Annotated in this window: 12 protein-coding genes; 8 read left to right on the forward strand and 4 right to left on the reverse strand. The window is 65.2% G+C overall.

Features of this window, described 5'->3' with window-relative positions:
- The first annotated feature begins 41 nt into the window (after positions 1-41).
- The 6 genes from QRM95_RS19850 (at position 42) to QRM95_RS19875 (ending at position 8,181) form a co-directional block, all read left to right on the forward strand.
- Positions 42-1,775: an ABC transporter ATP-binding protein gene (locus QRM95_RS19850; RefSeq protein ID WP_285249133.1), complete on the forward strand. Its 1,734-nt coding sequence runs from the start codon at positions 42-44 to the stop codon at positions 1,773-1,775.
- Positions 1,772-3,853 carry an ABC transporter ATP-binding protein gene (locus QRM95_RS19855; RefSeq protein WP_502934988.1) on the forward strand — a complete coding sequence of 694 codons (2,082 nt, stop codon included), beginning with the start codon at positions 1,772-1,774 and terminating at the stop codon, positions 3,851-3,853. Before QRM95_RS19850 ends, QRM95_RS19855 begins: the two co-directional genes overlap by 4 nt.
- A gap of 38 nt (positions 3,854-3,891) precedes the next feature.
- A complete protein-coding gene (locus tag QRM95_RS19860; protein ID WP_285249134.1) occupies positions 3,892-4,308 on the forward strand; it encodes an acyl-CoA thioesterase in 417 nt (138 codons plus the stop codon).
- A 66-nt stretch (positions 4,309-4,374) separates the two neighbouring features.
- On the forward strand, positions 4,375-4,632 hold the full coding sequence (locus QRM95_RS19865) for a PLDc N-terminal domain-containing protein (protein ID WP_285249135.1): 258 nt from the start codon (positions 4,375-4,377) through the stop codon (positions 4,630-4,632).
- Between the two features lie 83 nt (positions 4,633-4,715).
- Positions 4,716-6,947 (forward strand): McrB family protein, encoded by a 2,232-nt coding sequence (locus QRM95_RS19870; protein ID WP_285249136.1) that lies wholly within the window; start codon positions 4,716-4,718, stop codon positions 6,945-6,947.
- Positions 6,948-6,954: 7 nt separating this feature from the next.
- Positions 6,955-8,181, forward strand: coding sequence for a 5-methylcytosine restriction system specificity protein McrC (locus tag QRM95_RS19875; protein ID WP_285249224.1), 1,227 nt, complete (start codon positions 6,955-6,957; stop codon positions 8,179-8,181).
- A gap of 11 nt (positions 8,182-8,192) precedes the next feature.
- Here QRM95_RS19875 and QRM95_RS19880 read toward each other — a convergent pair whose 3' ends face one another.
- On the reverse strand, positions 8,193-9,848 hold the full coding sequence (locus tag QRM95_RS19880; protein ID WP_285249137.1) for a sensor histidine kinase: 1,656 nt from the start codon (positions 9,846-9,848) through the stop codon (positions 8,193-8,195).
- A 94-nt stretch (positions 9,849-9,942) separates the two neighbouring features.
- On the opposite strand from QRM95_RS19880, the gene QRM95_RS19885 reads away from it, so the two are divergent.
- On the forward strand, positions 9,943-10,707 hold the full coding sequence (locus QRM95_RS19885; protein ID WP_285249138.1) for a response regulator transcription factor: 765 nt from the start codon (positions 9,943-9,945) through the stop codon (positions 10,705-10,707).
- Here the strand turns inward: QRM95_RS19885 and QRM95_RS19890 are convergent.
- Complete coding sequence (locus tag QRM95_RS19890) at positions 10,680-11,090, reverse strand: Hpt domain-containing protein (RefSeq protein WP_285249139.1); 411 nt, start codon at positions 11,088-11,090, stop codon at positions 10,680-10,682. The genes QRM95_RS19885 and QRM95_RS19890 overlap by 28 nt on opposite strands.
- Before the next feature lie 222 nt (positions 11,091-11,312).
- Here QRM95_RS19890 and QRM95_RS19895 point away from each other — a divergent pair, with 222 nt between their 5' ends.
- Complete coding sequence (locus QRM95_RS19895) at positions 11,313-12,548, forward strand: glycosyl hydrolase (protein WP_285249140.1); 1,236 nt, start codon at positions 11,313-11,315, stop codon at positions 12,546-12,548.
- Between the two features lie 127 nt (positions 12,549-12,675).
- Here QRM95_RS19895 and QRM95_RS19900 read toward each other — a convergent pair whose 3' ends face one another.
- Positions 12,676-13,134, reverse strand: coding sequence for a very short patch repair endonuclease (locus QRM95_RS19900; RefSeq protein WP_285249141.1), 459 nt, complete (start codon positions 13,132-13,134; stop codon positions 12,676-12,678).
- An 18-nt stretch (positions 13,135-13,152) separates the two neighbouring features.
- Positions 13,153-13,587 (reverse strand): pyridoxamine 5'-phosphate oxidase family protein, encoded by a 435-nt coding sequence (locus tag QRM95_RS19905; RefSeq protein WP_285249142.1) that lies wholly within the window; start codon positions 13,585-13,587, stop codon positions 13,153-13,155.
- Positions 13,588-13,637: the final 50 nt, after the last annotated feature.

The raw sequence follows: 13,637 nt of genomic DNA on the forward strand, positions 1-13,637 counted from the left end.
GGCCCGGCGTCAATGTCAGTGGGGATCGCTAGAGTGAAACCATGCTCCTGACCCTCATTCGGCGCTATTCCAAACCGTACGCGCCGTACATCCTTGCTGTCGTCGTTTTCCAGCTTGCATCCACCATCGCCGCGCTCTACCTTCCCAGCCTGAACGCGCAGATCATCGATGAAGGGGTGGCGCGCGGCGACACCGATTTCATTTGGCGTACCGGTGCCATGATGCTCTTGGTGGCCTTCGCCCAGGTGGGTGCGGCTATTGCCGGCGTGTATTTCGGCTCCCGCACGGCCATGGCGGTGGGCCGGGACCTGCGGCGCGCGGTGTTCCGTAAAGTCACCAGCTTCTCTGCCAAGGATGTCAACGGGTTCGGAGCCCCCACCCTGATCACCCGCGGCACCAACGATGTCCAGCAGGTGCAGATGCTCCTGCTCATGGGGCTGAACTTCATGGTTGCCACCCCCATCATGTGCGTCGGCGGCATCATCATGGCGCTGCGCGAGGACCTCAACCTGTCGTGGCTCGTCTGGGTATCGGTTCCGCTGCTGGCAGTCGTGGTGGGGTACCTGGTGGTCCGGCTCATGCCGTTGTTCCGCACCATGCAGCGCAAGATCGACCGTATCAACGCCGTGCTCCGGGAACAGATCATCGGCATCCGGGTGGTCCGGGCCTTCGTGCGTGAACCGTTCGAAACCGAACGTTTCGGCGGCGCCAACAAGGAACTTACGGACGTCTCGCTCCGGATTGGGGCACTGTTTGTCCTGATGTTCCCGGCCATCAGCATGATCCTGCACCTGTCCACCGCCGCCGTGCTCTGGTTTGGCGGCCAGCGGGTGGACGCCGGGGCCATGCAGGTGGGGTCGCTGACGGCGTTCCTGCAGTACCTGCTCCAGATCCTGATGGCCGTCATGATGGGCACCTTCATGGCCATGATGATCCCGCGCGCCTCCGTCTGCGCCGACCGCATCGGCGAGGTGCTCGGTGTAGAACCCTCCATCCACGATCCCCGGGAACCGCAGGCCCCGGCCTTGCTGGCCGGCGTGGTGGAGTACCGCAACGTCACCTTCGCCTACCCGGGAGCTGAATCACCCGTGCTCAGCAACATCAGCTTCACGGCCCGGCCCGGACAGACCATTGCCATCATCGGTTCTACCGGTGCGGGCAAGACGTCACTCCTTTCCCTCCTCCCCAGGCTGTATGACCCCGTGGAAGGCCAGGTGCTGCTGGACGGCGTTCCGGTGGACCGCATGGACCGAGCCGAGATCACCAAACGCGTGGCCCTGGTGCCCCAGCGTCCCTACCTGTTCTCAGGGACCATCGAGCACAACCTCCGCTTCGGCAAGACCGAAGCCACGGACCAGGAGTTGTGGGACGCGCTCCGGGTGGCCCAGGGAGAGTCCTTCGTCCGTGAGAAGAAGAACGGGTTGGAATCGCGGATCGCGCAAGGTGGAACCAACGTATCCGGCGGCCAGCGCCAGCGCCTCTGCATTGCCCGTGCGCTGGTGACCAGGCCCCGGGTGTACCTCTTCGACGATTCCTTCTCGGCCCTGGACGTGGCCACGGACGCGCGGCTCAGGGCCGCGCTCAAAGGCACAACCTCGGACGCCACCGTCATCATCGTGGCCCAGCGGATCTCCACCATTACCGACGCCGACCTGATCCTGGTGCTGGACAACGGCCGGATCGTGGACCGCGGCACCCATGAGGAACTGCTGGAAACGTCGCCTACGTACCAGGAAATCGTCGAATCCCAGCTGAGCGTGGAGGAAGTGGCATGAGCGCCCGCAAGCAGGACTCCAGCCCCATGGAAGAAACCCCGATGCCCGCCCAGTCGGCGGCAGACGCCGGACAGGTCCCGGCCGCGCAGCCCGGTGACGACGACTTCGTCGAGGAGGAGTTCACGCCCACCGAAGCGGACGGCGGCATGTTCGGCGCCATGCCCGCCAAGAAGGCCGAACACTTTTGGCCATCGGCCAAACGCCTCATGGGACTGCTGAAGCCCGAAGCCGTTGGCATCTACGCCGTGGTGGGCCTGGTGGTGGTCTCCGTCGTCCTCAACGTCATCGCCCCCAAGATCCTGGGCCAGGCCATGGACGTCATCTTCGCAGGGGTCGTCGGCAAGCAACTGCCCGCCGGGGCGAGCAAGGACCAGTTCGTCGCGGGCCTTCGCCAGCAGGGCCAGGACAACTTCGCGGACATGGTGTCGCGGATGGAACTGGTACCCGGAACCGGCATCAACTTCGACAAACTCACCACGCTGATCGCCATGGTCCTGCTGATGTACTTCGTGGCCAACATCTTCATGTGGTTGCAGGGGTACGTGCTTAACCGCATTGTCATGAAGGTCATCCGGCGGCTGCGCGACGATACCGAGAGCAAGCTGAACCGCCTTCCGCTGAACTACTTCGACACCCGGCAGCGCGGCGACGTGCTGTCCCGGGTGACCAACGACGTCGACAACATCCAGCAGGCGCTCCAGCAGGCCTTTGCCCAGCTGGTCAACTCCGTGCTGACCGTGGTGGGCATCGTGATCATGATGTTCATCGTGTCCTGGCAGCTGGCCCTGATCGCCCTGATCGCCCTCCCGCTCTCCGGCGTGGCCGCGGGGATGATCGGGGTGCGAAGCCAGAAGCTCTTTGCGGCACAGTGGAAGAACACGGGCACCCTGAACGGCCAGATCGAGGAGTCGTTCTCCGGGCACGACCTCGTCCGCGTGTTTGGCCGGGACGCGGACATGCTGGAGCGGTTCGAGGAACGCAACGAGGCACTCTACAAGGCAAGCTTCGGCGCGCAGTTCGTTTCCGGGATCATCTTCCCCGTCATGCAGTTCGTGTCCTACCTCAGTTACGTGGGCATCGCCGTGGTGGGCGGCCTGCGGGTAGCCTCCGGCGCCATGTCCCTGGGCGATGCCACGGCGTTCATCCAGTACTCCCGCGAGTTCACCCAGCCGCTGGGACAGATGGCCGGCATGGCCAACATGCTCCAGTCGGGCGTGGCGTCTTCCGAGCGCGTCTTCGAATTCCTTGACGCCGACGAAGAGGAAGCGGAAACCGCCACCGAACACCTGCCCGCCAAGACCGACGGGCACGTGGACTTCAAGAACGTCACCTTCAGCTACACCCCCGACAAGCCGCTCATCGAGGACCTGTCCTTCACGGCCGAGCCTGGAAACACCGTCGCGATCGTCGGTCCCACCGGGGCAGGCAAAACCACCCTGGTGAACCTGGTCATGCGCTTCTACGAGCTCAACTCCGGCTCGATCCTGCTCGATGGCGTGAACGTCACCCACCTCAGCCGCTCCGAGCTGCGCTCCAAGGTGGGCATGGTGCTCCAGGACGCCTGGTTGTTCGGCGGGTCCATTTACGACAACATCCGGTATGGCAATCTCGAAGCCTCCGAGGACCAGGTCATGGCAGCGGCGAAGGCGACCTTCGTGGACCGCTTCGTCCGTGCCCTCCCCGAGGGCTACGACACCGTGATCGATGAAGAGGGCAACAATGTCAGCGCTGGCGAGAAGCAGCTGATCACCATCGCACGCGCCTTCGTGGCCAACCCCTCGCTGCTGATCCTGGATGAGGCCACCAGTTCCGTGGACACCCGCACGGAACTGCTGGTGCAGAAAGCCATGGCGGCACTGCGCAGCGACCGGACCAGCTTCGTGATCGCGCACCGCCTCTCCACCATCCGTGACGCGGACACCATCCTGGTCATGGAGAACGGACGCATCGTCGAACAAGGCAACCACCAGATGCTGCTCGCGGCCGGGGGCGCCTACCACCGCCTGTACATGTCCCAGTTTGCCGGTGCGGACGCCGGCGAGATGCCGGTGGATGATTCGACGGCGGTGCACAGCTGAGCGCGCACGGGGGCGGCCGGATCGAAGTCCTGGTTCCCATGCGCTGGGGCGACATGGACGCCTACGGCCACATCAACAATGTCCAGATCGTACGCCTGCTGGAGGAGGCGAGGATCGCAGCCTTCGGGCCGCCCCGGGGCGCCGGCCTGCCGGGCATCGAGCCGCACGTGTCCCTCTTCAATGACCTGCCGCCAGGAACCCTGGCCCTGGTGGTGGACCATAAAATCCGGTACGTCAGGACACTGGAGTACCGCAACGTCCCGGCCGTGGTCCAGGTATGGATCGGCGCCGTCAAGGGTGCCAGCTTCGACATCCACTACGTCCTCCAGGACCCCGTCAGCAGGGAGGACTGCGTGAAGGCCAGCAGCCACCTGGCGTTCGTGGACGAGGCCACCGGGCGGGTACTGAGGCTTACCCAGGAACAAAAGGACCGGATGGCCCCGTACAGGCACTAAGCCCCTGTACAAGTCCGGCCGGACCTACTGGACTGGACCTACGACGGACAGCGAAAGGAAACCCTGATGGCCAGGAACAAGAACCGTGTCGCGCGGAAGAAGAAGACATGGAAGGAGATGTCCCCCTCCGGGAAGGCGGGCACCATCCTGACGGCGATTGTGCAGGTGTCCCTGCTCATTGCCGCCCAGCGGGACATCTCCCGCCGGCCCGCTGAGCTCATCAACGGGCCGAAGGCTGCCTGGCGGGCGGCCTCGTTCGTCAACTTCATCGGACCCATGGGGTACTTCGTTTTTGGCAGGAAGCGGTCTGCCGGCGGGGCCTAAACCGGCAGGTAGGGACGGCAGGCGGAGACGGCAGCCAACCGGCGTGGAGCGGCCGCCCAGCTTGACCCTGTAAATTTGAGGGCATGACCCCCACCGCCACTGCTGCCATGACCCGCGCCCTCGGCATCTCCAAGGAGATCGAAGACGCAGCGTGGTTCGTCCTGGGCCCGGGCCTGCAGGGGAAGGCGTCGCCGCTGGACGGGCGGACCCGGACGTGGTCGGTCGCGGCGGCCTCGGAGCTGCTGGACCGCCTGGAACGGGGCATCCCGGACGCCAAGGCCCCGATGATGACCAACCTCCGCGAGAACCTGGACGGCGCCACCCGTGGAGCCAAGCAACTGGCGGTGGAGCTGCTCTTCCTGCAGTCCCTCCCGCTGGCCCACGAAGTGAAGTCCCTCAAGGTCAAGCGCGCCCGCGTGGCCGAGGCCGCCGGCTGGCTGGAGCCGCCGCTGGAGCTTCCCGAGGAGCTCTACGCGGGCATGACGGATCACGGTGTGATCCGTGACCGGACGGCTGAATTCAACTGGACCATCTGGGACCACCTCAAGTGGCTTTGCAGGTTCGTCCGGAACGTCGCACAGCGGCCGGCCGCCGTGGTGCACGCCGCCATCAAGGATCCGCTGCAGTTCCACCGCCTCGCCGCTTCCACCCCTGATGACCAGCCCGCCATTCGGCGCAGCATCGAATTCCTGGCGTGGCCCAGCTACTTCGAGCCGGTGGTGGCGGATGTGGAGCGGCAGGAAATCCGGGACGCGTTCGCCTCGCTGGTGGGCGGGGCCAACGGCGACAGCGAAGAGGACATCACCGCGGACATCCACCGCATCCGCCTGCACCTGGACGAGCAGGCGGGCCAGCGCATCGACTGGTACTCCCGGCAACTGGTCAGCCAGTGGCGCAAAGTCGGGGACCCCGGACGGCGGGCCTGGCTGCTCCGGACCCACGGCGACCACACCGAGCTGCTCACAGCCTGGCACGCCGAGGAGAAAGTGACCCTCGACGTCGAACATCTCCGGCCCCTGGAGCCTGGTGTCAGCGCAGGCGTGGTCCAACACGCCGTGGACGAGGACTACAAACACCTTGGCTACGTGGAGCGTGAGGACACCAAGACCGCTGCCCTGGCGTTCCTTACCGTCATGAAGCCCGGAGACCTGGTGCTGTACCAGAACGCCGGCACGGTGCGGCTGGGCGGCGTGCTGGGGGAACCGGAGTACAACGACGACAACCGCCGGCTGCGGCGCAAGGTGCGCTGGTTCGACGACGGCCACACCACCACCAGCCTTCCCCGCCACGTCCAGCGCCAGCTCAGCACGCCCGGCATCGTGGTGGACGCCACCAGGGTGGTGCAGGCGCTGCAAGCGCTCCTGCCCGCCGAAGCGGAGACCGAGCCCGACGCCGACACGGAAGGCGCCGCCGCCGTACCGCCGGTCCAGGAAGGCTTCCGTCCGCTGACGCCCGATTTCGCCGCGTCCCTGCACATGGAGCTGGAACCGCTCCAGGAGATCGCCGAGCTGCTCGAGGAAAACCGCCAGCTGGTCCTCTACGGTCCGCCCGGCACCGGCAAAACCTACCTGGCCAAGCACCTCGCGGCGGAGCTGGCGGATGACACCACGGACGAACGCGTCAAACTGGTCCAGTTCCACCCGTCCTACGCCTACGAGGATTTCTTCGAGGGCTACCGGCCGGATAAAACGGATGACGGCCAGGTGTCCTTCAAACTGGTGGCCGGCCCCCTGCGCCGGCTGGCGGAGGAAGCCGCTAAACCTGGGAACGAGAAGAAGCCGTACTTCCTCATCATTGACGAGATGAACCGCGCCAACCTGGCCAAGGTGTTCGGCGAGCTGTACTTCCTGCTGGAATACCGCGATGACCGGATCTACCTGCAGTACAGCCCCAACGAACCCTTCACGCTGCCGGACAACCTCTACATCATCGGCACCATGAACACCGCGGACCGGTCCATCGCCATGATGGACGCCGCCATCCGGCGCCGTTTCTCCTTCATTGAGCTGCACCCGCAGACGGAGCCGGTGAAGGGGTCCCTGCTCCGGTTCCTGGAGGCCCGGCAGTTGGACATCACGCCGGCGCTGTTGCTGGACGCGCTCAACGGTGCCATTGACGAGTGGGACCGGGACCTGATGATCGGGCCGTCCTACTTCATGAAACCGGCAGCCCAGACCCCGGCAGGGCTGCGCCGGATCTGGAAGTACGAGCTCATGCCGCTGCTCGAGGAGCACTACCACGGCCAGCTGTCCAGGGCCCAGCTGGAGGAACGTTTCGGACTGGACCAGTTGCTGGGACGCCTTGCAGCGCGCTGACCCCCGGATGTCCGTCCGGCACCTGGTCCTGGACGAGCTGTCCGGCGGCATGGTGGAACGGCTGGATGCGCCAAGCGCTTCCTTCCTGAACGCCAGCGGCCTGGCCAAGGCCTCGCCCATGGGCATGGGGTTGTACCGGATCGAGCCGGTGGGCAAGGTGGGCTCCGTGCGGACCTCAACGGTGCAGCTCGACGTCCGCCCCAAGGACCGGCTGGGACTGGGCAGGCTCCTGTTCCTGCTCAGCTACGCGGGGGAGCAGGGCTTCCGCGAGGACGCCGTGGCCGCCGACGAGGAACGCGAACTGTGGAGTGCGCTGGCGGAATCCCTGGCGCAATTGGCCGATCGCGCCTTGGGCCGCGGCGTCCTGCAGGGCTACCTCACGGTGGATGAATCCCTGCGGACGGTCAAGGGGCGGATCCGGATTTCGGACCAGATCTCACGACGGCCGGGAATGCTGGTCCCGTTGGAGGTCTCCTACGACGAGTTCACCGAGGACATTGCCGAGAACCGGATCCTGCGGGCGGCCTTGGAACGAATGGGGCAGGTGCCCGGCGTGCGGGCGGAGGTGCTGGGCAGGCTGCGCCAGCTGAAGGGAAAGCTCGACGCCGTCACGCGCCTTCCGTCCGGGGCGCCGGTTCCGCCGTGGAAGCCCACCAGGATGAACCTCCGCTACCACGCCGTGCTGCGCCTGGCCGAGCTGATCTTGCGCAATGCCTCCGCGGAATCCGGCGAGGGCAAGCAGCAGACGGCCTCGTTCGTGGTGGACATGGCGCAGGTTTTCGAGGATTTTGTGGGCACCGCGCTGCGCTCCGCAATGGCCGCCCACCCGGGGGAGCTGCGGCTTCGCTACAACGCCCTGCTCAGCGAGGCCGTGCGCGATTCCGACCGTTTGTCCGTCCGTCCGGACGCCGTGCACCTGCTGGGTGGGCGCCCGGTGGTGGCCTACAACGCCAAATACCGGGCAGCCTCCGACGCCGGTGCTTCCCTGACCGCTGACCACTACCAGATGCTGGCGCACTGCACCGCCCTTGCGGTGCCTACCGCCTGGCTCGTCTATGCCGGCAAGGGCGAAATGAAACTCCGCCGGATCCTGAACACGGACATCGACATTGTGGAGTTCCCGCTGGACCTCAGCCAGCCGCCGTCGGACATCCTGGGCTCCATCCGGGACCTTGCCCGGCAGTCCTGGGGCGAGGTCGCCCGGGTTTCGGCAAGCGCAACCAGCGGTGGCTGAGTCGGTCGAAATCAGACCGGGACGCGGAACGTAAAGGTCGTCCCCTTGCCGAGCGCGCTGTCGACGCCGATGGTGCCGCCGTGGGCCTCGACGATCGCCTTGCTGATGGGCAGGCCCAGCCCCACGCCGGGGATCGCGGTGCGCCGGACGTTGCTGGTGCGGAAGAATTTGGCGAAAACCTCGGACGCGTCTTCCGGGGTCATGCCCATGCCCGTGTCCGATACCCGGCAGGCCAGGTGTCCGTCCTCCTGCGCGAGCGAGACCACTACCTGGCCGCCGTCGGGGGAGTACTTGATGGCGTTGGACACCAGGTTGTCCAGCACCTGCGAAATCCGGGCGCTGTCCACGTGGGCCTCGAGCTGCGGCGGAGTTTCGGCACGCAGTTCCACCCCGGCCGCGGCAGCCCGCGGCATCGCCGAGGACACACTGCTTTGCACCAGTTCGGCAACGTCGACGGTGTGGGGTGTCACGATCAGCTGGCCGTTCCGGCTGGACAGCAGGTCCGAGACCAGGGTCAGGAGCCGCTCGGAATTGCGGTGGATGATCTCCAGCATCTCCCGCTGCGACTGGTCCGGTTCGTCGGCGAGCAGGATCTCGACATAGCCCAGGATGGACGTCAGCGGGGTGCGGAACTCGTGCGAGACGCTGGAGACGAAGTCGTCCTTGGCGGCGAGGGCGTTCACCAGGTCCGTGACGTCGCTGAAGACGATCACGGAACCGGCAAAGCGGCCGTCGGAATCCTTCATGGGCCGGGCCGTGGTCACCAGGGCCCTTTGTTGGCTTCCTTCACCCAGCCACACCAGGTAGTCGGTGAAGGTTTCCCCCAAGACGGCGCGGCGGACCGGACGTTCCGCCACGGGGACCAGGGTCTTCCGGTCCGGGCCGAAGACCAGGAGCTGCGACTCGTTGGGGTCCGCAATATCCTTTGGCCGGGCCAGCTCGTGGTTGGCCCGTTGTTTCCGGTTCATCAGCACGTCGTGGCCGTCGGCGTCCACCGCCAGGACGCCCAGGTGCACGGTATCCAGGACCGTGTTCAGCAGCGACTCCTGCCGCTTGCTGGTGCGCAGGCTGGCGCGCAGTTGTTCGTCTTTGTCCTCCAGCTGGTTTTGCTGGCGCATCATGCTCAGGGTCAGGACGCTCACGGACACACCAATCCCCAGCATCATGACGGGCAGCAGGAGGGACCGGGCGAAGTCCTGCGGGGTGTAGTTGCCTTTCAGGAGCAGCGGCACCCAGATGATGGCCAGCGGACCCAGGAAGGAGAACCACAGGGCCGCCTTGGGGTAGTACCCGGAGGCGCAGAGCCAGATGACGGGGAACACGGCCAGCAGGCTGATTCCGGTAAGGCTTTCCTGGCCGCCCTCGCGGCCTGCACCGATGGAGATGAAGTCCAGCACCGGGATGGCCAGGAAACTGGTGTACGGCAACCGGTCCCACGGGACGGCGTAGCAAAGCACCATGAGCGCCAGCTGGGAGATGAGGAAGGTGACGAACAGCGGATTGCCCATGGTGTCCGGGAAGAACGCCCACACCAGGAAGGCCGTGAGGAGCGTGGTGACGAACAACGGCATCTGGCTCAAAGCCACCCGGTCCATCAGCCGGTATTCATGGAAGGGCCGCTTGAAAAACCGCAGTCGACCGGATGACCAGGCCGTCGGGGCGCTCATCGTTCGGTAGACGCGGAAGTCGGGGTGTTCGAGACCATACCAGCAGGATATCCGCAGCCAGCTATACTTCTGACGTTGGCACTGAGGGGGCTCTATGAGTGAGGCACGTGTGGGTCTGGTCATCGAAGATGACCACGACATTCGGGAACTGGTTCGCACTGTGCTGACCCAGGCTGGATTTGACGTTACCGTCGCCAGTGGCGGCGCGGAGGGCGTCTTGATGGCCAAGAGCCTGAATCCTGACGTTATTACGTTGGATTTGGGATTGCCGGACATTGACGGCTTTGAAGTTTCCCGGCAAATCCGGGAGTTTTCGGACGCCTATATCGTGATGCTGACGGCGCGTACCGAAGAGCTGGACACGTTGATCGGGCTCGAATCGGGTGCGGACGACTACCTCACCAAGCCGTTCCGGCCCCGGGAGCTCCGTGCCCGGGTCGCGGCCATGATGCGGCGCCCACGGTCCGTTCCGGAACCCGGTGAGGTGGCGGTGGACCCGTCGTCGGACGGCGCAGCCCACCCGGAGCGTGGAAACTTCAGCCACAACGGCCTTGAGTTGAGTTACGCGTCCCGTACCGTAACCGTCGACGGTGCGGAAATGAACCTGACCCGCACCGAATTCGAGTTGCTGTACGCGCTCCTCGAGGCGGGCCGCACGGTCCGGACCAAGTCGGACCTGGTGCGCCGGCTCCGGGATGAGGATTACGACGTCGGCAGCTACATCAGCGAGGCTGACGAACGTTCCGTCGAAGTCCACATGGGAAACCTGCGCAAGAAGCTGGGCGACTCCCCGCAGCAGCCGCGGTGGCTGCAGACGGTCCGTGGCGTCGGCTATCGGTTGGCGCCGGGACAGCACTGAGCCTGTAACCGGTGGATGGTTTGCCGGCTGCATTGGGTGATGGGCCGCAGGAACGTCGCCGCCAGCCTCGGCAACGCCACCGACATGTCGGCGTGGCGGGCATCAGCCCTGATTTCGGCTTCCAGGTCTTGGGCCATGCCCGCTAGACGTTCAGCACCCACCATTTGGCTTGCAGTCTTCAGGCTGAGGACCGCGTCCATTGAACCTTCCAGGTCGCCGGTGGTGAGGGCGAGCCGCAGCTTTTCCAGCCGCTCAGGGAGGTAGTCGATGAAGTTCGCCACGAAGACCCGGCTGTAGCCCTCTTCCTCCTCCAGCTCTTCCCGCAACCGGTCCAGGACCGATGGGTCCACCAGCGGTCTGGGTGCATCATCTGACGTGCTCATGACACTCCTTTCGGCTGAAATTGCGGACTCTGGAACCAGGCGGTTGCGCGTGGGAACCGGTGTTTGTTCAGGTTAGGACTGTTCCCGTACGGCATCCGGGGTTGGGAAATTAATTGCGGGTTTCTTGATGAGATTGCGGTTTTTGGCCCTATCATCAAGCCAGTGCTTTTCGCACTACCACATAAGCGGCCTGGCCGCCTTCAAATCTGGGGATAGATTGCCGTGTTTCGTTTACTGAAGACCTTTGTCCTTGCTTTGTTGGTGGCCTCCGGATTGGTGTTGTCCGTGGTCCAACCGGCCAGCGCGGCCGCCTCGCCGCAAATCACACTCAACCCGGCGTCCGGTCCGGCCGGTTCGGCGGTGACGGTGGCTGGAACCGGGTTCAAGGCCTCCACCACCGGGACGGTGATTGTGGGTTCGGCGACTTTCGCGTTCCAGACCAGCTCCACCGGGGCGTTCAGTACCGGCATCACCATTCCTGCCGCGTCCACCGGAAGCATCACCATCACCGCCAAGACCTCGTCCGTCAAGGCATCCGCCACGTTCGTGGTGCAGACGGCTCCGGCGCCTGCCTCGGCCCCGGCCCCTCCCACCGTCAGCAGTGCGGCCCTTCGCTTCGGTGTGGCCAACCCCGGAGGGCCGTTGGCCAGCAGCGAGTTGGACGAGGTAGCCACCCTTGCCGGGGAAAGTCCGTCCATCCTGATGATCTACAAGGATTTCCTCCAGGCGCCTCCGGTGGCTGAGATGGACGCCGCCCGCTCCCGGGGTGCCACCCCGTTGGTTACCTGGGAACCGTGGGCGTGGGGTGGTGGCGTGAACCAGCCTGCCTACGCTTTGGACCGGGTGGCCGCCGGCGATTTCGACGCGACCATCACCCAGTGGGGCCAGTCACTCGCCGCGTGGGGCAAACCGGTGATGTTGCGTTTCGCCCATGAAATGAACGGCAACTGGTACCCGTGGGCTGAGGGAGTCAACGGCAACCAGCCCGGCGACTACGTGGCCGCCTGGCGGCATGTGCACGACGCCGTCGCCGCCACGGGTGCCGTCAACGTCCAGTGGGTGTGGTCGCCCAACGTGCCCTACTGGGGGTCCACGGACCTGGCAGGTTTGTACCCGGGCGCAGGATACGCCGACATCGTGGCCCTGGACGGCTACAACTGGGGCACCTCGCAAACGTGGAGCAGTTGGGTTTCACCGGTGGACCTCTTTGCCCCGGGCATCTCCCAGCTCCGTTCCCTCGCCCCGGGGAAACCCGTCCTGATTGCCGAGACCGCCGCCAGCGAGCTGGGCGGTTCCAAGGCGACGTGGAACACGGACCTGGTGTCCTACCTGGCCGCGCAGCCTGACGTCATGGGCTTCGTCTGGTTCCACATGCAGAAGGAAACCGACTGGCGCATCAACAGCAGCGCGTCGTCGGCCACCGCCTTCAAGTCAGCCTTGTTGGCCCGGAGAAGCTAGGGGATAGGGGGCACTGCTCCGGAACAACGGTTTGCGGGTTGCCGTGTCCCGGCAACCAGATGATCTTGTCCTGCCCGGATCAAGGACGGCGGCGGAAACCGCCAAAGATTGCCTCAAGATTGCGGTCTCAGGGGCGTGCATCGAGGAACTGCAGCAGGTGGGCTTCGAGGGCTGACCGGTCCTTCATTTCGCACTCCCAGACGGTCAGCACCTTCCAGCCGTCGCTTTCCAGTCGGCGGAGTTGATCGGCGTCGCGTTCACGGGTGCGGGTGCGTTTTGCCTCCCAGAAGTCGGCATTGGCCTTGGGCGCATGCTGACCCACCCGGCAGTCATGGAAATGCCAGAAGCAGCCATGGACAAAGATCACCTTGTGGCGCCCGGCGAAAACCAGGTCCGGATTGCCCGGGAGCTTGGTGCCGCGGGATGTGCCGTGCAGGCGGTACCTGTAGCCCTTGGCGTGCAGGAGCCGGCGCACCAGCAACTCCGGTTTGGTGTCCTTGCCGCGGATCCGGGACATGTTCCAGCTGCGCCGCTCTGGGGAGAGCTTGTCCGCGGTGGGTTCGGTTGCGCTGGAGGTGCCCGGCATCTTTCCAGTCTAGGAGTGCTAGATCTCGCGCTCGGGCTGTTCGCCAAAGACGAAGTGCCGGCCGCTCAGGGTGGAGGGGGTGATCTCCACATAGAAGTCCTTGAGTGTGGGGACCCAGGTTTTCAGGCCGAGCTCTTCAATGGCGGCCAGCTCGTCCGAGTTGCTCAGCACGCGCGCCGTGCCCCGCAGCACCACGGACCACGCCTCCGCGGACAGGATGCCATCGGTCTCAAAAAGGACCCGGGCATTGATGGTCAATTGCGCCAATTTGTTCCCGGGCGCCGTGCGGAGATAGACCTTCCGGTTCGACGTCACGTAATTCACCGGAAAAATAGCGGGTTCGCCCGCAACGGAAACCACCAGCCGGCCATGTTGCGTGGCGGCCAGAAGCCGCCAGGACTGCTCATCGTCGAGTTCCAGGACGGGATTGCCGTCCGCATGTTCAAACATCATGCCGCCATTGTTCTCGTCCGGCTGGAAACGCACCAGAGTCCGGAGTCCCC

Origin of the sequence: Pseudarthrobacter sp. efr-133-R2A-89, from assembly GCF_030209315.1 — a bacterium.
Lineage (GTDB): Bacteria > Actinomycetota > Actinomycetes > Actinomycetales > Micrococcaceae > Arthrobacter.

Bases quoted from the DNA above. Each gene is read 5' to 3' on its own strand.
- QRM95_RS19850 (WP_285249133.1), top strand. From the start codon at position 42: ATGCTCCTGACCCTCATTCGGCGCTATTCCAAACCGTACGCGCCGTAC.
- QRM95_RS19855 (WP_502934988.1), top strand. From the start codon at position 1,772: ATGAGCGCCCGCAAGCAGGACTCCAGCCCCATGGAAGAAACCCCGATG.
- QRM95_RS19860 (WP_285249134.1), top strand. From the start codon at position 3,892: ATGCGCTGGGGCGACATGGACGCCTACGGCCACATCAACAATGTCCAG.
- QRM95_RS19865 (WP_285249135.1), top strand. From the start codon at position 4,375: ATGGCCAGGAACAAGAACCGTGTCGCGCGGAAGAAGAAGACATGGAAG.
- QRM95_RS19870 (WP_285249136.1), top strand. From the start codon at position 4,716: ATGACCCCCACCGCCACTGCTGCCATGACCCGCGCCCTCGGCATCTCC.
- QRM95_RS19875 (WP_285249224.1), top strand. From the start codon at position 6,955: ATGTCCGTCCGGCACCTGGTCCTGGACGAGCTGTCCGGCGGCATGGTG.
- QRM95_RS19880 (WP_285249137.1), bottom strand. From the start codon at position 9,848: ATGAGCGCCCCGACGGCCTGGTCATCCGGTCGACTGCGGTTTTTCAAG.
- QRM95_RS19885 (WP_285249138.1), top strand. From the start codon at position 9,943: ATGAGTGAGGCACGTGTGGGTCTGGTCATCGAAGATGACCACGACATT.
- QRM95_RS19890 (WP_285249139.1), bottom strand. From the start codon at position 11,090: ATGAGCACGTCAGATGATGCACCCAGACCGCTGGTGGACCCATCGGTC.
- QRM95_RS19900 (WP_285249141.1), bottom strand. From the start codon at position 13,134: ATGCCGGGCACCTCCAGCGCAACCGAACCCACCGCGGACAAGCTCTCC.
- QRM95_RS19905 (WP_285249142.1), bottom strand. From the start codon at position 13,587: ATGATGTTTGAACATGCGGACGGCAATCCCGTCCTGGAACTCGACGAT.